This is a genomic window from Streptomyces sp. NPDC052036 (genome assembly GCF_040680495.1).
In the GTDB taxonomy this organism is placed as follows: domain Bacteria; phylum Actinomycetota; class Actinomycetes; order Streptomycetales; family Streptomycetaceae; genus Streptomyces.
The window spans coordinates 12391-31309 of the sequence record NZ_JBFAWW010000028.1 but is presented as its reverse complement, the minus strand read 5'-3'; the positions used below and the strand labels follow the sequence as shown (position 1 = coordinate 31309).

At 69.5% G+C, this 18919-nt stretch carries 17 protein-coding genes; 4 read left to right on the top strand and 13 right to left on the bottom strand.

Annotated features, from left to right (window positions below; translation table 11 throughout):
* Nucleotides 1–34: 34 nt before the first annotated feature.
* Nucleotides 35–1396 carry a Pup--protein ligase gene (pafA, locus tag AB0L95_RS30010; protein ID WP_365166794.1) on the bottom strand — a complete coding sequence of 454 codons (1362 nt, stop codon included), beginning with the start codon at nucleotides 1394–1396 and terminating at the stop codon, nucleotides 35–37.
* A gap of 9 nt (nucleotides 1397–1405) precedes the next feature.
* Nucleotides 1406–2665, bottom strand: coding sequence for an MFS transporter (locus AB0L95_RS30005; RefSeq protein WP_365166791.1), 1260 nt, complete (start codon nucleotides 2663–2665; stop codon nucleotides 1406–1408).
* Nucleotides 2666–2950: 285 nt separating this feature from the next.
* Here AB0L95_RS30005 and AB0L95_RS30000 point away from each other — a divergent pair, with 285 nt between their 5' ends.
* Nucleotides 2951–3964: a LacI family DNA-binding transcriptional regulator gene (locus tag AB0L95_RS30000; RefSeq protein WP_365166788.1), complete on the top strand. Its 1014-nt coding sequence runs from the start codon at nucleotides 2951–2953 to the stop codon at nucleotides 3962–3964.
* 103 nt (nucleotides 3965–4067) lie between these two features.
* On the opposite strand, the gene prcA is transcribed toward AB0L95_RS30000, so the two are convergent.
* The 6 genes from prcA to arc all read right to left on the bottom strand — a co-directional run bounded on the left by prcA (nucleotide 4068) and on the right by arc (nucleotide 10103).
* Nucleotides 4068–4820, bottom strand: a complete 753-nt coding sequence (gene prcA / locus AB0L95_RS29995; RefSeq protein WP_365166785.1) for a proteasome subunit alpha — start codon at nucleotides 4818–4820, stop codon at nucleotides 4068–4070.
* Between the two features lie 61 nt (nucleotides 4821–4881).
* The gene (gene prcB, locus AB0L95_RS29990; protein ID WP_365166783.1) at nucleotides 4882–5727 is read right to left on the bottom strand and encodes a proteasome subunit beta; all 846 of its coding nucleotides are present in this window, start codon (nucleotides 5725–5727) and stop codon (nucleotides 4882–4884) included.
* Nucleotides 5679–6002, bottom strand: coding sequence for an endonuclease VII domain-containing protein (locus tag AB0L95_RS29985; protein ID WP_365166929.1), 324 nt, complete (start codon nucleotides 6000–6002; stop codon nucleotides 5679–5681). The genes prcB and AB0L95_RS29985 overlap by 49 nt, the downstream gene beginning before the upstream one ends.
* A 190-nt stretch (nucleotides 6003–6192) precedes the next feature.
* On the bottom strand, nucleotides 6193–6411 hold the full coding sequence (locus AB0L95_RS29980; RefSeq protein WP_365166927.1) for a ubiquitin-like protein Pup: 219 nt from the start codon (nucleotides 6409–6411) through the stop codon (nucleotides 6193–6195).
* 181 nt (nucleotides 6412–6592) lie between these two features.
* Nucleotides 6593–8104 carry a depupylase/deamidase Dop gene (gene dop, locus AB0L95_RS29975; RefSeq protein ID WP_365166781.1) on the bottom strand — a complete coding sequence of 504 codons (1512 nt, stop codon included), beginning with the start codon at nucleotides 8102–8104 and terminating at the stop codon, nucleotides 6593–6595.
* 232 nt (nucleotides 8105–8336) lie between these two features.
* Entirely contained in the window at nucleotides 8337–10103 is a 1767-nt protein-coding gene (gene arc / locus AB0L95_RS29970; protein ID WP_365166778.1) for a proteasome ATPase, read from the bottom strand.
* Nucleotides 10104–10348: 245 nt separating this feature from the next.
* On the opposite strand from arc, the gene AB0L95_RS29965 reads away from it, so the two are divergent.
* Nucleotides 10349–10651, top strand: a complete 303-nt coding sequence (locus AB0L95_RS29965; protein WP_365166775.1) for a ferredoxin — start codon at nucleotides 10349–10351, stop codon at nucleotides 10649–10651.
* A 115-nt stretch (nucleotides 10652–10766) separates the two neighbouring features.
* Here the strand turns inward: AB0L95_RS29965 and AB0L95_RS29960 are convergent, their stop codons facing one another.
* The 3 genes from AB0L95_RS29960 to AB0L95_RS29950 all read right to left on the bottom strand — a co-directional run bounded on the left by AB0L95_RS29960 (nucleotide 10767) and on the right by AB0L95_RS29950 (nucleotide 14096).
* Nucleotides 10767–11342, bottom strand: coding sequence for a hypothetical protein (locus tag AB0L95_RS29960; protein ID WP_365166773.1), 576 nt, complete (start codon nucleotides 11340–11342; stop codon nucleotides 10767–10769).
* Nucleotides 11343–11557: 215 nt separating this feature from the next.
* The gene (locus AB0L95_RS29955) at nucleotides 11558–12460 is read right to left on the bottom strand and encodes a tRNA (adenine-N1)-methyltransferase (protein WP_365166771.1); all 903 of its coding nucleotides are present in this window, start codon (nucleotides 12458–12460) and stop codon (nucleotides 11558–11560) included.
* Between the two features lie 55 nt (nucleotides 12461–12515).
* Nucleotides 12516–14096 (bottom strand): site-2 protease family protein, encoded by a 1581-nt coding sequence (locus tag AB0L95_RS29950; RefSeq protein WP_365166769.1) that lies wholly within the window; start codon nucleotides 14094–14096, stop codon nucleotides 12516–12518.
* Between the two features lie 233 nt (nucleotides 14097–14329).
* Between AB0L95_RS29950 and AB0L95_RS29945 the strand changes: the two genes are divergently transcribed.
* Together AB0L95_RS29945 and AB0L95_RS29940 are read left to right on the top strand one after the other, a co-directional pair.
* On the top strand, nucleotides 14330–15301 hold the full coding sequence (locus AB0L95_RS29945) for a RecB family exonuclease (protein WP_365166767.1): 972 nt from the start codon (nucleotides 14330–14332) through the stop codon (nucleotides 15299–15301).
* A gap of 77 nt (nucleotides 15302–15378) precedes the next feature.
* Nucleotides 15379–16050 carry a response regulator transcription factor gene (locus AB0L95_RS29940; protein ID WP_010988071.1) on the top strand — a complete coding sequence of 224 codons (672 nt, stop codon included), beginning with the start codon at nucleotides 15379–15381 and terminating at the stop codon, nucleotides 16048–16050.
* A gap of 140 nt (nucleotides 16051–16190) precedes the next feature.
* Here AB0L95_RS29940 and AB0L95_RS29935 read toward each other — a convergent pair whose 3' ends face one another.
* Both AB0L95_RS29935 and AB0L95_RS29930 read right to left on the bottom strand, forming a co-directional pair.
* Nucleotides 16191–17795 carry an ABC transporter substrate-binding protein gene (locus tag AB0L95_RS29935; RefSeq protein ID WP_365166764.1) on the bottom strand — a complete coding sequence of 535 codons (1605 nt, stop codon included), beginning with the start codon at nucleotides 17793–17795 and terminating at the stop codon, nucleotides 16191–16193.
* 419 nt (nucleotides 17796–18214) lie between these two features.
* Complete coding sequence (locus AB0L95_RS29930) at nucleotides 18215–18916, bottom strand: HAD family phosphatase (RefSeq protein ID WP_365166762.1); 702 nt, start codon at nucleotides 18914–18916, stop codon at nucleotides 18215–18217.
* Nucleotides 18917–18919 lie beyond the last annotated feature (3 nt).

Below are 18919 nucleotides of genomic sequence, written 5' to 3'. Positions count from 1 at the left end.
TGTTGCGTTCCGGCGTCCGGCCCGAACGCAACCGTCACATGCCGGCGATCAGCTTCTCCACCCGGTCGTCCACCGAACGGAACGGGTCCTTGCACAACACGGTGCGCTGTGCCTGGTCGTTCAGCTTGAGATGCACCCAGTCGACCGTGAAATCACGCCGTTGTTCCTGCGCCCGGCGGATGAAGTCGCCGCGCAGCCGCGCCCGAGTGGTCTGCGGGGGAACCGACTTGCCCTCGAAGATCTTCAAGTCGTTGCAGATCCGGGTGGCTTGACCCTTCTTTTCCAGCAGGTAGTACAGACCACGACGACGGTGGATGTCGTGATAGGCGAGGTCTATCTGCGCGACCCGCGGATGCGACATCGTCATGTTGTGCTTGGCGCGATACCGCTCGATGAGCTTGTACTTCATCACCCAGTCGATTTCGGTACCGATCCGGTCCAGGTCCTCCGCCTCGATCGCGTCCAGCGTACGGCCCCACAGCTCCAGGACCTGTTCGACCGTGCCCGTACGGATGCCGCGGCGCTCGCAGAAATCCACGGCCTTCTCGTAGTACTCGCGCTGGACCTCCAGCGCCGAGGCCTCCCGCCCGCTCGCCAGGCGCACCTTGCGACGGCCCGTGATGTCATGGCTGACCTCGCGGATCGCCCGGATCGGGTTCTCCAGGGTGAGGTCCCGCATCACCGTGCCCGCCTCGATCATGCGCAGCACCAGGTCGGTGGCGCCCACCTTGAGCAGCATCGTCGTCTCGGACATGTTCGAATCACCGACGATGACGTGCAGACGGCGGTAGCGCTCGGCGTCGGCGTGCGGCTCGTCCCGCGTGTTGATGATCGGCCGGGAACGCGTGGTCGCCGAGCTGACACCCTCCCAGATGTGCTCGGCGCGCTGGCTCACGCAGTACACCGCGCCCCGGGGGGTCTGGAGCACCTTGCCGGCGCCACACAGCAGCTGCCGTGTGACCAGGAACGGAATCAGGATGTCCGCGAGCCGGGAGAACTCCCCGTGCCGCGCCACCAGGTAGTTCTCATGGCAACCGTAGGAGTTGCCCGCCGAGTCCGTGTTGTTCTTGAAGAGATAGACGTCGCCCGCGATTCCCTCCTCGTGCAGGCGGCGTTCGGCGTCGACCAGCAGCCCCTCGAGAATGCGCTCGCCGGCCTTGTCGTGGGTGACCAGTTCGATCACATTGTCACATTCGGGTGTCGCGTATTCCGGATGTGAGCCCACGTCGAGATAGAGACGGGCACCGTTGCGCAGAAAGACATTGCTGCTACGGCCCCATGACACGACACGGCGGAAGAGGTACCGCGCCACCTCGTCAGGCGACAGGCGGCGCTGTCCCCTGAACGTGCACGTGACGCCGTACTCGTTCTCCAGCCCGAAAATGCGGCGGTCCATGACTGAACATTACGCCCGATCCCCCGAGCTGAAACGGGGTTCGACAGCACGGTTTGGATCATTTTCCGATGAAGCCGCAACCACCGCGCCCTCCCCGGGAGCTGCCAGGACCCGCCCGGTGGCCAGCAGGACCAGCAACGACACCGCCCCCGCGACACCCGGCACCGCGAACCCCCACCGGGCGCCGCCCGCCTGCACCACCGTCCCCGCCACGCCCGTACCGACCGACGCACCCACGGTGAACGTCGTCACAAGCCAGGAGAACGCCTCGGTGACCGTCCCCGTCGGCGCATGCCGGTCCACGATGATGAACGCACAGGCGATGGACGGTGCGAGGAAGACCCCCGCCAGCACCGTCAGCAGCACCATGGCCACCGCACCCGGCACCAGCGTCAGTGGCAGGTAACACACCGCCAGAAGCCCCACCAGCACACGCAGTCGCCCCTCCGGCGCACCGCGCCACTGCCGCGCCCCGTACAGCGTGCCCCCGGCGAGCGCGCCGAGGCCCAGCCCGGCCATCAGCCACCCGTACACCGTGTCCCCGCCGTGCCCGTCTGCGTACGACACCGCCGCCACCGTGATGGAACCCAGCGCGATCCCGACGCACAGGAACGCCCCGAGCAGTGCCAGCAGCCCCGGCGAGCGCAGGGCACCGAGCCAGTGCGCGGCGCGCGGCGCCGACCGCCACGCGCGCGACGGCGGCGAGACGACCACCGACAGCGCGCCCAGCACCCCGAGGACGCTCAGCACCACGAGCGCGACGCGGGCCGACCACAGGGCGGTGCACAGCGTCACCAGCAGCGGTCCGACGGTGAACATCACCTCCTGGGCGACCGCGTCCATCGCGTACGCGGTGTGCACCTGTTCCTCCCGGCGCAGCACGGAGGGCCACAGCGCCCGCAGGCCGCCCTCCAGGGGCGGTGTGAACAGCCCCGCGACCGCCATGGCGGCATACGCCACCACGCGCGGCTCCAGGCCCGTCAGCGCGAAGGCGGTCATGGCGAGGGCCGAGACCAGCGCGGCGGGCAGCTGGACACGTGGCTGGCCGTGCAGGTCGACCAGCCGGCCGAGCAGCGGCTGCCCCACGGCGTTGGCGACCCCGTACACCGCCGCGAGCACGCCCGCGAGGCTGTACGTACCGCTCTCGGCGCGCACGAAGAGCACCACCGCGATCGCCGCGGTGGCGTTCGGCAGCCGGCCCACGAGCGTCCCGACGAGCAGACGCGCGGCGTGCCTCGCCCTCAGGATCTCCAGATAACCCGCGGCCATCCCGCCCTCTCTCCGTGATTGCGCGCGGCCCGCCCGCTCCCGCGTGCCGGGTCCGCGCTCTGTCCGTACCGTCCCCCGTGTCCGGGCGGATTCCCGCCGACCGCGCGCCGGTTCCGGGCCCTTTCCAGGCCCTTTCCAGGCCCGTACCGGGCCGTTTCCGGGCCGCTTCCGGGCCGTTTCCGGGCCGCTTCCGTATCGTTCGCAGAGGACGTTGTACGTATAACGTCGCCCGTCATACGTACCATGTGCGCTGTCCACGAGTCCAGACGAAAGAGCAGGCCCACGGTGGCATCAGGTAGCACGCGACCCACCAGCCGCGATGTCGCCCAGGCCGCCGGAGTCTCCCAGGCCGCGGTCTCCCTGGTCCTCGGCGACAAATGGCGCGGACGCGTCTCCGCGGCCACCGCCGAACGGGTGCGCCAGGCCGCCCGGGAACTCGGCTACCGGCCCAACCTCGCCGCGCGCAACCTCCGCCTCGGCCGCACCCGCACCGTCCTCCTCGTCGTCCCCGCCCTCACCACCGAGTTCTTCGCCGGCGTCTACACCGGAGCCGCACGCATCGCCGCCGAGCACGGCTTCGGCGTCGTCCTCTACCCCTCCCCCGAAGGCGTCGGCCCCGCCCGAGACCCCTTCCACTCCGCGCAGGCGGCCCTCGACGGTGTGATCGCCTCCTCCATGGCCGCCGACGCCCTCACCGCCATCCGCGGCGACCAGCTCCCCCTCGTGATGCTCGACAGCGACCCGCACGGCAGCCTCGGCGCCGCCACCGTCAACCTCGACATCGCCGACGGCGTACGCCAGGTGGCTGACCACCTGCTCGCCCTCGGCCACCGCCGTTTCCTCCACCTCGCCGCCGACGTCCCCTCCTGGACCTTCCGCATCCGCGCACGAGAACTGGCCGCACGCCTCGCCGGCACACCCGGCGCCACCCTGCGCACCACCCGCGCGCCCATCTCCATCGAGGACGCCCTCGCCGCCGCCGAAGCCGCCCTCGCCGCCCCCGGCCCCCGGCCCACCGCCCTCGTCTGCGACGACGACAAACTCGCCGCCGGCGCCTACAAGGCCGCCCGGCGCCTCGGCCTGCGCATCCCCGAGGACCTGTCCGTCACCGGCCTCGACGACCTCGCCCTCGCCACCGCCCTCGACCCGGAGCTGACCACCGTCCGCCTCGACGCGGAACTCTTCGGCGAACGGGGCATGGAGGCCCTCCTCGCGGTCCTGGAAGGCCGGACGCCGGAACAGGGAGACATCCCCGTCCACCTCGTCGTACGGGGCTCCACGGCCCCGCCCCGCCCCTGAGACACACCCCACGGCCAACGCCGCGCACCCCGACCGGAAAGGGCCGGGGCGCGCGGCGATGCACTGGATGGACGTCACGCCCCTCACGAGGCGTGACGCTGGATCACTCCTCGTCCTCGGAGGACTCGTCCTCCGCCTCCGCGGCGGTGTTCGCACCGTCGGCCTGCAGCAGCCGGGACAGCTGACGGCCCACGATCCGCCGGAACTTCCGCGCCTGCGGACGCGTACGGTCCAGCACCGCGACCTCCAGGCGCTCGGCGGGGATCTCCCGCTCGCTGCCGTTGGTGTCCCGGGACAGCGCCTGCACCGCAAGCTTCAGCGCCTCCGCCAGCGTCATCCCGTCCTGGTGCCGCTGGTCCAGGAAGGTGCTGATCTGCTCCGCGTTGCCACCGACCGCCACCGAGCCGTGCTCGTCCACGATCGATCCGTCGTGCGGCAGACGGTAGATCTGGTCGCCGTCCGGGGTCTCCCCCACCTCGGCGACCACCAGCTCCACCTCGTACGGCTTCTCCGCCGCACTCGAGAAGATCGTGCCCAGCGTCTGGGCGTACACATTGGCCAGACCCCGGGCGGTCACATCGTCCCGGTCGTAGGTGTAGCCCCGCAGGTCGGCATAGCGGACCCCGCCGATGCGGAGGTTCTCGTACTCGTTGTACTTGCCGGCCGCCGCGAAACCGATCCGGTCGTAGATCTCGCTGAACTTGTGCAGCGCACGGGACGGGTTCTCACCGACGAACACGATGCCGTCGGCGTACTGCATCACGACCAGGCTGCGGCCGCGCGCGATGCCCTTGCGGGCGTACTCCGCCCGGTCGGCCATGGCCTGCTGGGGGGAGACATAGAACGGCGTCGACACCGGTTATCCGTCCCTTTCTGTCAAAGTCACACGATCACCTTCACCACAACCAGGCCCGGCGTCAGAGCAGGGCGGCCCTGGGGCCGTCCGGCTGGTCCAGACGGTGCTGCAGGACCGCGCGGGCGACGTCACCCGACTCGTCCTCGGTGAGCCGGCGGAAGCCGTCATCAGTGATCACGGTGACGATCGGATAGATCCGGCGGGCGACATCGGGACCGCCGGTCGCCGAGTCGTCGTCTGCCGCGTCGTACAGAGCCTGGACCACCAGCGTGGTGGCCTGCTCCTCGGTCAGATCATCACGGTAGAGCTTCTTCATGGCGCCGCGCGCGAAGATCGAGCCGGAGCCCGTGGCCGCGAAGCCGTACTCCTCGGAGCGGCCGCCCGTCACGTCGTAGGAGAAGATGCGGCCCCTCTCCCGGTCCAGGTCGTACCCGGCGAAGAGGGGCACCACGGCCAGGCCCTGCATGGCCATGCCGAGGTTGGAGCGGATCATGGTCGACAGGCGGTTGGCCTTGCCCTCCAGAGAGAGCTGGGTGCCCTCGACCTTCTCGAAGTGCTCCAGCTCCAGCTGGAACAGCTTCACCATCTCCACGGCGAGGCCGGCGGTGCCGGCGATGCCGACCGCGGAGTACTCGTCCGCCGGAAACACCTTTTCGATGTCCCGCTGGGCGATCACATTGCCCATGGTCGCCCGGCGGTCACCCGCGAGCACGACGCCCCCCGGGAACGTCGTGGCCACGATCGTGGTGCCGTGCGGGGCCTCGATCACGCCCTGGGTGGGCGGCAGCTGCCGTTTGCCGGGCAGCAGCTCGGGCTGGTGCTCGGAGAGGAAGTCCATGAAGGACGACGACCCGGGCGTCAGGAAGGCGGCCGGTAGACGCCCGGTGCTACGAGGGTTGGCTTCCACGCGTTTCCTTCCAGGTAGTCGGCAGCTCGGTACATCGCTTCGGGGTTGTCCCCCAACAGGCCGAGGCCGGAATTGCAGTTGAAGCACAGTACGCCACGGACCCTACCCGTCTGATGACAGTGATCAACCTGGGTCGCCGGGGCCGCCGAACAGACACCGCAGACACCTCCCTGGGAGGCGATCAGCCGGTCACGTCGCGGCTCGGTTGCTCCGCGGCCCTGGCGGTACGTGTGGGCTTGCAAGAGAGCCGCGGGCGGCGGAACCGTCCTGCCCATGGCCCGCCGACGCTCGAGACCCGATGCAGTCGCGTCTGCGCGGCAGCGGCGCCGCAGGCCGTCGAGGTTCGTCCGCTCGACGGCGAAGGCTGCGTGCGGCTTGACCTCGCCGCACCGCCCGCAGCGCTTCGCCTCCGACTCAACCGCCACCCGAAGCCATCTTCACCTTCGAATCAAAGGCGAAGGTGGCCTACTGCCCGCCCTTTTGCACGAAGGAGCGCACGAAGTCCTCTGCGTTTTCCTCGAGCACGTCATCGATTTCGTCGAGAACCGAGTCCACGTCATCGTTCAGCTTCTCGTGCCGCTCCTTGAGATCGTCGGAAGCCTGCGCGTCCTGCGCCTGCTCCTCGACCTCCTCCGTGGAGCGCGTGGCCTTCTGCTGTCCGCCGCCGGTGTCCTTGGTCGCCATAACCCTCACCCCGCTCAGTTCGCCCGACATGGTCGGCATTCCTGCCGATCGGTGATGATCAGACCCTACAAGCCCGGTCCGACATCGGCCCCGTGGTTGCTCCAACGTACGGGGACCGCCTCGATGATTCCCGGACGCCGGGATTTACTACCCTGCCCGGCCGAGGCGCCCGCACACCCGCTCAGCCACCGGAGAGCACCCTGACCAGGTCCTCCGCCGTGCGGCAGCGGTCCAGCAGCTCCTTGACGTGATTACGCGTTCCGCGAAGCGGTTCGAGGGTTGGGACGCGCTGGAGGGAGTCCCGGCCCGGGAGGTCGAAGATCACCGAGTCCCAGGAGGCCGCCGCGACATCGTCCGCGTACTGCTCCAGGCAGCGGCCACGGAAGTACGCACGCGTGTCCTCCGGCGGCTTTGTGCGGGCCCGCTCGATCTCGGCCTCGTCCAAGAGCCGCTTCATACGGCCACGCGCCACCAGACGGTTGTAGAGGCCCTTCTCGGCGCGTACGTCGGCGTACTGGAGGTCCACCAGGTGCAGCCGGGCGGCGTCCCAGTCGAGGCCGTCGCGGCGCCGGTAGCCCTCCATCAGCTCGCGTTTGGCGACCCAGTCCAGTTCGCCGGCCAGGCTCATCGGGTCCCGCTCCAGACGGTTGAGCGTGTCCTCCCAGCGGGTCAGGACGTCCTTGGTCTGGTCGTCGGCATCGGTCCCGAAGCGCTCCTCCACGTATTTGCGCGACAGCTCGTAGTACTCCATCTGGAGCTGGACGGCGGTGAGCGTCCGGCCGCTGCGGAGGGTGACGAGGCGCTTCAGTCCGGGATCGTGGGAGACCTGGTGGAGGGTGCGTACGGGCTGGTCGACGGCGAGGTCGACGGCGATGAAGCCGTCCTCGATCATCGACAGGACCAGGGCGGTCGTGCCCAGCTTGAGATAGGTCGAGATCTCCGACAGGTTCGCGTCGCCGATGATCACATGGAGGCGGCGGTACTTCTCCGCGTCCGCGTGCGGTTCGTCCCGGGTGTTGATGATGGGCCGTTTGAGTGTCGTCTCCAGGCCGACCTCGACCTCGAAGTAGTCGGCGCGCTGGCTGAGCTGGAAGCCGTGTTCGTGGCCGTCCTGGCCGACGCCGACGCGGCCGGCACCTGCGACGACCTGGCGGGAGACGAAGAAGGGCGTGAGGTGGCGCACGATGTCCGAGAAGGGGGTCTCCCGCTTCATCAGGTAGTTCTCGTGCGTGCCGTAGGAGGCGCCCTTGTTGTCGGTGTTGTTCTTGTAGAGGTGGATCGGCTGGGCTCCGGGAAGCTGGGCGGCGCGTTCCGCGGCCTCGGCCATGATCCGCTCGCCGGCCTTGTCCCAGAGGACGGCGTCGCGGGGGTTGGTCACCTCGGGGGCGCTGTATTCGGGGTGGGCGTGGTCGACGTACAGTCGCGCGCCGTTGGTGAGGATCACATTGGCAAGGCCGATGTCCTCGTCGGTGAGCTGGCTGGCGTCGGCGGCCTCACGGGCGAGGTCGAAGCCTCGCGCGTCCCGCAGCGGGTTCTCCTCCTCGAAGTCCCAGCGGGCCCGGCGGGCCCGGTGCATCGCCGCCGCGTAGGCGTTGACGATCTGGGATGAGGTGAGCATGGCATTGGCGTTGGGATGGCCGGGGACGGAGATGCCGTACTCCGTCTCGATGCCCATTACTCGCCGTACGGTCATGCGGCCCTCCTTGCCAGGCGGCGCCCTCGGTCGGGGGCGGCGCTCAAGTACCGCTGGTGCTCCGGTGCGCGTGCGGTGCCCGTCCCCGCACGGCGCGACGCGGCGGTACGAAAGAGCCTAGAACGCCTTTGCGCTGGTGGGGAGATCATTTGCGTCATTGCCTTGCTCCGGACGTGTCCGGAAAAGCGTCGGCTGCGGGTGCCCGGTGACGGGACCCGCAGCCGCCTGCCTTTTACAGGTACTGACCGGTGTTCGCCACCGTGTCGATGGAGCGTCCGGTGTCCGCGCCCTGCTTTCCGGTGATCAGCGTACGGATGTAGACGATCCGCTCGCCCTTCTTTCCGGAGATCCGGGCCCAGTCGTCCGGGTTGGTGGTGTTGGGCAGGTCCTCGTTCTCCTTGAACTCGTCCACACACGCCTGGAGGAGGTGGGAGACCCTGAGGCCCTTCTGGTTGTGTTCGAGGAAGTCCTTGATCGCCATTTTCTTGGCGCGCCCGACAATGTTTTCGATCATGGCGCCGGAATTGAAGTCCTTGAAGTAGAGGACTTCCTTGTCACCGTTGGCGTAGGTGACCTCCAGGAAACGGTTCTCGTCGGACTCGGCGTACATCTGTTCCACGGCGGTCTGGATCATGCCCTGGACGGTGGCCGCCTTGTCGCCCCGGTGCTCGCTGACGTCGTCGGCGTGCAGGGGGAGGTTCTCGGTGAGGTACTTGCCGAAGATGTCCCGGGCCGCTTCGGCGTCGGGACGCTCGATCTTGATCTTGACGTCGAGGCGGCCGGGTCGCAGGATCGCGGGGTCGATCATGTCCTCGCGGTTGGAGGCGCCGATGACGACCACGTTCTGCAGGCCCTCCACACCGTCGATCTCGGCGAGCAGCTGGGGGACGATGGTGTTCTCCACGTCCGAGCTGACACCGGAGCCGCGGGTGCGGAAGAGGGACTCCATCTCGTCGAAGAAGACGATGACGGGGGTGCCCTCGCTGGCCTTCTCCCGAGCGCGCTGGAAGACGAGGCGGATCTGCCGCTCGGTCTCGCCGACGTACTTGTTCAGCAGCTCGGGGCCCTTGATGTTCAGGAAGAAGCTCTTCCCGGAGGCCTGGCCGGTCACCTCGGCGACCTTCTTGGCCAGGGAGTTGGCCACGGCCTTGGCGATGAGGGTCTTGCCGCATCCGGGAGGGCCGTAGAGCAGGACGCCCTTGGGCGGGCGCAGTTCGTGCTCCTTGAAGAGGTCGGGGTAGAGGTACGGCAGCTCGACCGCGTCGCGGATGGCCTCGATCTGGCCCGCGAGGCCGCCGATCTGCTCGTAGCCGATGTCGGGGACCTCTTCGAGGACGAGCTCCTCGACCTCGCTCTTCGGTACGACCTCGTAGACATAGCCCGAGCGGGGTTCGAGCAGCAGGGCGTCGCCGGGGCGGATGGTGACGTCCAGCAGCGGCTCGGCGAGCCGTACCACCCGTTCCTCGTCGGTGTGCCCGAGCACCAGGGCGCGCTCGCCGTCCTCAAGGACTTCCTTGAGGGTGACGATGTCCCCGACACGCTCGTACTCCATGGCCTCGACCACGTTGAGCGCTTCGTTGAGCATCAGTTCCTGGCCGCGGCGGAGTTCCTCGAGCTCCACGCTGGGGCTGACGTTCACCCGGAGCTTGCGACCCCCGGTGAAGATGTCGGCCGTGCCGTCCTCGTTAGCCTGCAGGAAGACACCGAAGCCGGCCGGCGGCTGGGCGAGCCGGTCGACCTCCTCCTTGAGGGCCACGATCTGGTCGCGGGCCTCACGGAGCGTGTTGGCGAGCCGCTCGTTCTGTGCGGACACGCCGGCCAGGTTGGTCTGCAGCTCGACGATCCGCTCTTCGAGAATCCTCGTGTGTCGCGGAGAGTCGGCGAGCTTGCGGCGCAGGACGGCGATCTCCTGCTCAAGGTAGGCGATCTGCCCGGCCGGGTCTTCGGACCCGCGTCCCGGGCGGATGCCGCGGTTAATGTCGTCGTCGTGGGCTGCCACGGTCCTCACCTCCTCCAAGGGGAGCTGGACGCTTCCAGACCCTACCTGGGTGGGTGTCGATTGAAACCCCTAGATCACAAAGACGGTCGAGGTGTGTCCGATCTTCACCCTTGCGCTCTCCCTCACGCCAGGGGAATACCCACCGAACATGATTGGAAAGCGGCCGAAGGTAAGGTCAGGGTGTTCAACACCCGTCAGGGCTGGCCGGATTCCCGGCGGCTCTGCGCAGAAAAACGGCAGGAGAGATGACCGTGCAGCAGGCCGGAGTCGACAGCGAGGCGCTGGAGGTCTGGATCGACCAGGATCTGTGTACCGGTGACGGCATCTGCGCCCAGTACGCGCCCGAGGTGTTCGAGCTGGATATCGACGGTCTGGCTTACGTGAAGGGCCCGGACGACGAGCTTCTGCAGGCCACGGGCGCCACAACGCCCGTGCCGCTGCCGCTTCTCACGGATGTGGTCGACTCGGCGCGGGAGTGTCCCGGTGAGTGCATCCATGTACGTCGAGTTTCGGACAAGGTGGAGATCCACGGCCCCGACGCCGAGTGATCGTACGACCACAGACTGTCATTCATGTCTGTTTTCTCACACCGGGTTCGCCCGGCCGACGTCTGAACGCCCCCGGGCGGCCATGGGCCGTGGGTCCCGGGGGCGGTGAGCCGTGTCACACGGTCCGGGCTCCGGAGGGGGTGGAGCGGATGAACGCGCCGCCCTTCCACTGCCATTCGGCGGAGCTCTTCACGTCGGGGCAGCAACTCGGTACCTCGGGCGAGGAGTAGCCGAGCGTGCTCGCGGTGACGGCGCCGTCGTGGACGGCGAGACGCGTGACCGTGAGGCGGTCCTTGGGATCGACGAGGGTGGCGACCACGCGGGGTTCGGTGGCGTCGGCGGCCTGGGTGAGGACGTAGGCGCCGTCGGGCGGGGTGCCCATGCTCGCGTCGCAGTGGACGACGGCCACGGTCTCGGGGCGGCCGTCGCCGTCGAGGTCGCCGATGGCTCTCTTGGCGACGAGGATCTTGGTGGGGCCGCAGTCGAGGGGGAAGCGGACCTTGGCGGGGTCGGGCGGCAAGGCCGCGACCGGGTCCGCCTTGGTCCGGGCCTGGGGCTGGGCCGCGGTCGCGGCGCCGGGTTGCAGCAGGGATGTCAGAGCGATCACGCCGGAGATCGCGGTGGCTGTGGCGACCCAGTGAATGGGTCGGGTGGTGGTGTGCGCGAGTTCCGGAACGGCGGGGTGCTGCACGAGAGAAGTGTCTCCTGTGAGGGCTGTGCCGGTGGGGTGCCCCGCATCGTGCCACACGTCACAGTGTGGGGGAACGGCGGGTGCCTGCTTCCTCAGGCACTTCGGGTTCCGGGACGCGTCGGAGTCTCAACGCGCGAGCGCCGTGGTGGAGTTCCGCAAGGGGTACGGGAACTCGGCCACGGCGCTCGTGCGTTGGGTCGGGTGCGGGGCTCGGCTCAGCGGCCGGAGCCTCCGTCCGCGTTGGGGCCGGCGTAGTCCTCGCCGTAGGCGCCCTTGGCGGGGCGGCGGCGACGCATCGGCGGCTCGACGCCGTCCGCGAGGCGGCGGGCGGTGAGGAGGAAGCCGGTGTGGCCGATCATCCGGTGGTCCGGGCGGACGGCCAGGCCTTCGATGTGCCAGTTACGGATCATCGTCTCCCAGGCGGTCGGCTCGTTGAAACAGCCGATCTCGCGGATGGACTCGACGGTCCGGGCGAGCTGGGTGGTGGTGGCCACGTAACAGCACAGGATGCCGCCGGGGACGAGCGCCTTGGAGACGGCCTCCAGGCACTCCCAGGGGGCGAGCATGTCGAGGATGACACGGTCGACGTCGGTGTCGCTCAGGTTGTCCTGGAGGTCGCCGACGGTCAGCTGCCAGGCGGGGTGCGGGCCGCCGAAGTAGCGTTCCACGTTCTGCTGGGCGATCTCGGCGAAGTCGGCGCGGCGCTCGTAGCTGTGCAGCATGCCCTGGTCGCCGATGGCGCGCAGCAGGAAGCTGCTGAGCGAGCCGGAGCCGACGCCGGCCTCCACGACGCGGGCGCCGGGGAAGATGTCGGCGAAGGCGAGGATCTGCCCCGCGTCCTTGGGATAGACGACGGCTGCCCCACGGGGCATGGACAGGACGTAGTCGGGGAGCAGGGGGCGCAGCGCGAGGTAGGCGACGTTCCCCGTGGTGCGGACAACGCTGCCCTCGGGTGCGCCGATCAGTTCGTCGTGCGGGAAGGAACCCTTGTGGGTGTGAAAGTTCTTCCCGGCTTCGAGCGTGAACGTGTAGTGGCGGCCCTTGGGGTCGGTCAGCTGTACCTGGTCCCCGACCTTGAAGGGCCCGCGACGGCGGGCGGCACCGGTCGGTTCGGACATGTGACCAGCCTACCGGTCGCCGGAGGGGCCGCCGACCACGCGCGGGGCCGGGGCCTCAGCTGGGACGGGCCATGGCCTTCACGAAGGCGCGCTCGACGTCCGCGGCGGACAGGACGCCGTAGATGTCGCCGTTCTCCTCGACGACGAGGTACTCGGTCGCGGGGGCGGCACGCAGGACGTCGAGGAGCTCCTCGCCGGCGAGCTCCGCGGAGACGCGCATGCCGTCGGTGAGGTCCTGGGCGAGTTCGCTGGCGTTCACCCAGGGCCGGCGGTGCTCGGGGACGCCGACGATCGCGGACTCGCGGACGAGCGAGATGGGCTGGCCGTGGCCGTCGACGACGACGAGGGCTCGGGCGCCGGCGGCGTTGGCGCGGCGCAGGGCCTCGGACAGGGAGGTGGCGGCCTCGACGGGCACCGCGCGGCGGGTGAGGGTGCGGGCGCGCAGCTCAGGCAGGTGTTCGCGCAGCCGGGCCATGCGGAGGCTGTTGCCGGCGCCGGTCCAGATGATGGCGGCGAGGATGGCGGCGAGCAGGGCGTCGGTGACGGTGTCCATGCCCACGTTGTCCTCGGCGGTGGTGCCGAGGGCGCCGGACTGGGTGAGCAGCGGCAGGCCGATCAGGACCGCGATGGCGAGGGCGCGGCCGACCCAGGCGGCGGCGACGGTGCCGGTCATCGGCCGCCCGGTGATCTTCCAGACGACGGCGCGCAGCATACGGCCGCCGTCGAGGGGGAGGCCGGGGAGCAGGTTGAAGGCGGCCACGATGAGGTTGGAGATCATGAGGCCGGCCAACAGGACGCCAGGGACGGTGCCGGGCCGGACGGGCTGCATGGCGAGGTAGAAGATCCCGGCAAGGACCAGGGAGAGCAGGGGGCCCACGAACGCGAGGACGAACTCCCTGCCCGGGGTCTCGGCCTCCTTCTGGATCTCGGAGACACCGCCGAAGAACTGGAGCTGGATACGGCGCACCGGGAGCTTGAAGCGGAGGGCGGCGACGGTGTGGGCCAGCTCGTGGACGAGGACGGAGGCGTAGAAGGCGACCGCGAAGAAGAGGGAGACCAGGTAGCGGGCGGCGCCGAGCTGGGGCAGCACGCGGTCGAGCTGGCCGCCGAACACCCAGGTGATCAGGGCGGCGACGAGGAACCAGCTGGGGGCGACGTAGACGGGGACACCGAAGGGCCGGCCCATGAGGATGCCGCCGCCGGGTTCCTTGGGGCGCTGCGGGGGACGTCCCTGGCCGTCGGCTCCGGAGTGGGCGTGGCTGCGGAACGAGGGGGCGTGCGGGTCGTCGCCGGGGGGTGTGGCCGCGGGGTCGCCGGGGCGTGCGGGGTCGGACTCGGGGGCGGGCGACGGGGTGGCGGCGTCGTGCGGCTCGGGGGCCGCTGCGCTGCCGGAGTCAGCCGGGCCCGGCTGCGGTGCGCGCGGTCCCGGGGAATCCGGCTCGGCGGCGGGCTCGTCCTCCCGGTCCGGCCGGGTGCCCTCGTCGTCCGTGGCCGCGGCCGGTTCGCCGTCGGCGGGATGCGCCTGCTGCTCGGGGCGCGCGGCGTCGTCGGCGGGCCGTGCCGTGGGGGCCGCCTCGGGGTCGGTCGTCCCGCCGTTGCCGGGGCGCGGCTGTCCGCTCCCGCCGCTCTCGTCCACGATGTCCCCTCGATCGAAGCGTCTCCCCGGCCCGGGTGGGAGGGTCTGGGTCGATGGTATGCGGCCGTCGCGTCGTGTTCCGCCCCGGCACCCCCTCTGTTCTCTCCACTGTCGCGCGGGCCGTTCGTCCCGCCGTCGCGCGGACCGTCCGGCCGTACCGGTGCCCGGATCCCGTCGGGCCGGGACGGGCGCGACTGTGTCACTGTCAGTGGCGAGCCGTATGGTCTGTGGGCATGGATACCAGCACCGACGGCTCCGCCGAGCAGCCCGCCGTGGCGGCCGCGCCTCCGGGGTCGCTGTCGCCCTCGCGCGCCGGCGACTTCATGCAGTGTCCGCTTCTCTACCGCTTCCGGGTGATCGACAAACTGCCCGAGAAGCCGAGCGAGGCGGCGACCCGGGGCACGCTGGTCCATGCGGTGCTGGAGCGGCTGTTCGACGCTCCCGCCGTCGAGCGGACCGCGCCCCGGGCCAAGTCGCTCGTCCCGGGCCAGTGGGACCGGTTGCGGGAGACGAGACCGGAGGTCGCGGAGCTGTTCGCGGACGATCCGGAGGGTGAGCGGCTGGCGCGCTGGCTGGGCGAGGCGGAGCAGCTCGTGGAGCGCTGGTTCACGCTGGAGGACCCGACCCGTCTGGAGCCGGCGGAGCGCGAGCTGTTCGTGGAGGCGGTACTGGATTCCGGGCTGAAGCTGCGCGGGATCATCGACCGTGTCGACGTCGCGCCCACGGGCGAGGTGCGGATCGTCGACTACAAGACGGGCAAGGCGCCCCGCCCCGAGTACGCGGAGAGCGCGCTGTTCCAGATGAAGTTCTACGCCCTGGTGGTGTGGCGGCTGAAGGGGGTCGTGCCGCGGCGGCTGCAGCTCGTCTATCTCGGCAGTGGCGATGTGCTGACGTACGACCCGGTGCCGGCGGATCTGGAGCGCGTCGAGCGCAAGCTGCTCGCGCTGTGGGAGGCGATCCGGCTGGCGACGGAGACGGGCGACTGGCGGCCGCGCCCCACCAAGCTGTGCGGCTGGTGCGATCACCAGGCCGTCTGCCCGGAGTTCGGCGGCACTCCCCCGCCGTATCCGCTGCCGGTACGAGGCCCTGACGGGGTCATGGCGTCGGGTCCGGGGGGCGTCCCCCGGCAGACACTGCCGCTCCCGGTGCAAGCCACCGGCACGGACAACGCTGCGGGCCCGACAGGCGGACCTGGGGAGGTGTAGTCGGCGGAGGTCAGGGTGCCCGGACCGGAGAGCGCCGAGCAGGGCAGAATGGGGCCGGACTAGCGAAGGAGACTTACGTGGCCATCCGCGTCCTACTGGTCGACGACCAGCCGCTGCTGCGCACAGGCTTCCGGATGATCCTGGAGGCCGAGCAGGATCTCGCGGTCGTCGGTGAGGCCGGAGACGGCCTCCAGGCGCTCGACCAGGTGCGTGCCCTCCAGCCCGATGTGGTGCTGATGGACATCCGTATGCCGCGGATGGACGGGGTGGAGGCGACCCGGCAGATCACCGGGCCCGGGCGGGACGGCCCGGCCAAGGTGCTGGTGCTGACCACCTTCGATCTCGACGAGTACGTGGTGGAGGCGCTGCGCGCCGGTGCCAGCGGCTTCCTCCTCAAGGACGCGCCGGCCAACGAACTGGTGCAGGCGATCCGTGTGGTCGCGGCGGGCGAGGCGATGCTCGCGCCGAGCATCACGCGCCGTCTGCTCGACAAGTACGCGGGCCATCTGCCGTCCGGGGACGAGCCGGTTCCGGACACCCTGCACACCCTCACCGAGCGCGAGGTGGAGGTGCTGAAGCTGGTGGCGCGCGGACTGTCCAACGCCGAGATCGCCGCCGACCTGTTCGTCAGCGAGACCACGGTCAAGACGCATGTGGGTCATGTGCTGACGAAGCTGGGGCTGCGGGACCGGGTGCAGGCCGCGGTGTACGCGTACGAGAGCGGGCTGGTGCGCCCCGGCGCCCAGTAGTCACGCGCCCCGCGGGCGGCACGGCGTCCTCACGGTCGCCTCGAACGACCCGTCGGCGATGGGCTGTTGGGCGGTGTTCCGCACAGATATGCCAAGCCCCCCGGGCCGAACGGCCCGGGGGGCTTGCTGTTCGGATCGGGTCAGCCGCTCACACCGCGGCCGAGCTCCCACAGCTGCAGCGTGGAGGAGGAGTTCATCGCGTACTCGCTGCCCGTGATGTCGTCACGGGTGGCGACGTACTGCTTGCCCTGCCACAGCGGGAGGATCGGCACCTCGTCGGCGACGATGTCCTGGATGGTGGTGAGGCTCTTCGACGCGTTGAGACGGTCGGCCTCGCGCCGCGACTGCGGGATCAGCGTGTTGCGGATCTCCGTGTTGTCGTACGGCGAACCGAGGGTGTTGTCCTTGTCCAGGAACGGCGCCAGGTAGTTGTCCGCGTCCGGGAAGTCGGGGAACCAACCCATGCCGTAGACGTCGTACGCGCCCTTCTTCTCGGCCGGGCGGAACTTGTCCCAGGGCGTGCCCTGGATGTCGACGTTGAACAGCCCGCTGCCGTTGAGCTGCTCCTTGAGCACCTCGAACTCCTTGGCGGTGGCCGGGCCGTAGTGGTCGGTCGTGTAGTGCAGGGTCAGCTTCACCGGCGTGGTGATGTTCGCCTTGTTCAGCAGCGTGCGGGCCTTGGCCACGCTCGGGTCGCTGTACTTGTTGAAGAAGGCGTTGGAGTGGCCGGTGATGGTGGCCGGGACCAGCGAGTACAGCGCCTCGGCCTGGGAGCCGTACACCTTGGACACCAGGGCGCTGCGGTCGATGACCTGGGCCATGGCCTCGCGGACGGCCTTGCTCTTCACCGTCGGGGCGTCGGTGTTGAAGCCCAGGTAACGGATTTCGAGGCCCGGCATCTCCACGAGGTTGATGGCGCCGGACGTGTCGTTCTGGAGCTTGCGGATCTGCTCCGGGGACATCTGGCGCGTCATGACGTCGATGTCGCCCCTTTCGAGGGCGGCGCCCATGGCGTCGGCGTCCTTGAAGGACTCCAGAACCGCCTTGTCGTTCTTGGGCTTCAGCAGGCCCTTGTAGTTGGGGTTCTTGGTGAAGGTCGCCTTGACCAGCTCGTTGTTCGACACCTCGGCCTGCATGGTGTACGGGCCGGAGCCGTCGACCTGGAAGCCGTCGCGCAGCTTGTTCTTCTGGTAGTCCTTGGGGTTGACGATCCCCGCGACCGGTGTCGACAGCTTGAACGGGAAGGTGGCGTCCGCGGTCTTCAGATGGAAGATGACCTGGTCGTCGCCCTGCGTCTCGATGGTGTCGATGGTGGACAGCAGCGCGAAGACACCGCTGTCGGCCTTCAGCGAGAGGGCACGCTCGATCGAGAACTTCACGTCGGCCGCGGTCACCGGGTCGCCGTTGGCGAACTTCAGGCCGCTGCGCAGCTTGCAGGCGTAGCGCTCGTTGCCGGTGTCGGTGAAGCCGCAGCTCTCGGCGGCCTCGGGCTCGGGCTCACCGTCGCCGCGGGGCTGGACCATCAGCGTCTGCACGGTCTGCCGCAGGATGTTCCAGGTGCCGACGTCGTACGCGTACGCCGGGTCGATGGGAGCGGGCGTGTCGCCGGAGGCGGTGAACCGGTCGGTGGTGCCGACGACGATGGCGTCACCGCTCTTGCCCCCACTGTCGGACCCGCCACAGGCAGCGAGGACGGGGGCGAGCAGACCGACGACGGCCGGCAGCACCAAAGTCTTGCGGTTCATGCTCGAGTTTCTCCAGGGCTGTTGGATCCGTGTACCCGTCAAGCATGGAGGTGCGAGGGATCACGGGGTTGTGGCGATGTTCTCGCGATGACATTAGTCCGCGCCTGCACGAGGGTTCACCGCCACCGGAGTTGAGTTCCCATCACGCAGTGAAACCGGTTGCGGACGCACCGAAAGACCGCTCGGGGAAGGATTCGTGCAGCGTTCCACCAATCGGGACACAAGGGCCCGCCGGGGGCACCCGAACAGGGGGGATCTGCACACTTCGCCCCCACTGTCGACCCCCCTGCATGTGATGAACGTCACGCCGCAAAGTCCGCCGGACCGCACCCGAATTCGGGTGCGCGGCCGGGTATTAATTCATTCCGTTGGACACCCGGCGGTATTACGTCCATTCGGGATGCACGCTGGGTGAACGATCAGCGCATTTCCGTCATCAAACCACGGAGAAATGGCAGGTCGACCTCTTCGAGAGAGGCCACCACGGTGCGACGGGGGGCGGGGGCGATGGGAGCGACCGACGGCACGGCGACCACCAGGCAGCCCGCCGCCTCGGCGGCCGCGACGCCGGTGGCGGTGTCCTCGACGACCGCGCACCGGGCGGGGTCCGCGCCGAGGCCCGACGCCGCCAGCAGATAGGGGTCCGGGAACGGCTTCGTGCGCTCCACCTCGTCCCCGGCCACGGTGAGCTTGAAGTACTGGGGGCCGATCGAGGCCAGCACCCGGTCGATGATGCGCCGGTGCGAGGCGGAGACCAGGGCGGTGGGGATCTCGTGCGCCGCCAGTTCGGCCAGCAGCCGGGCCGCGCCGGGCATCAGGGGCAGTCTTCGGTCGATGCGGTCCTCGAACCCGTCGTTGAGCAGCACGCTGAGTTCGTCGAGGGAGATGTCGGCGCCGGTGGCCTCGATCAGGAAACCCGCGCTGCGCGCCATGGGACCGCCCACGACGACATGGCGCCAGGACTCGTCGAGGGTGTGGCCGAGCGAGGCGAAGACCTCGACCTCGACGTCCCACCAGAATCCCTCGGTGTCCACCAGTGTGCCGTCCATGTCGAGGAGCACAGCCTGCAGGGCGGAGCCTTCGGCCGTACGGGTTCGGAGCGCGGGGACCGTAGTGGTCATGCG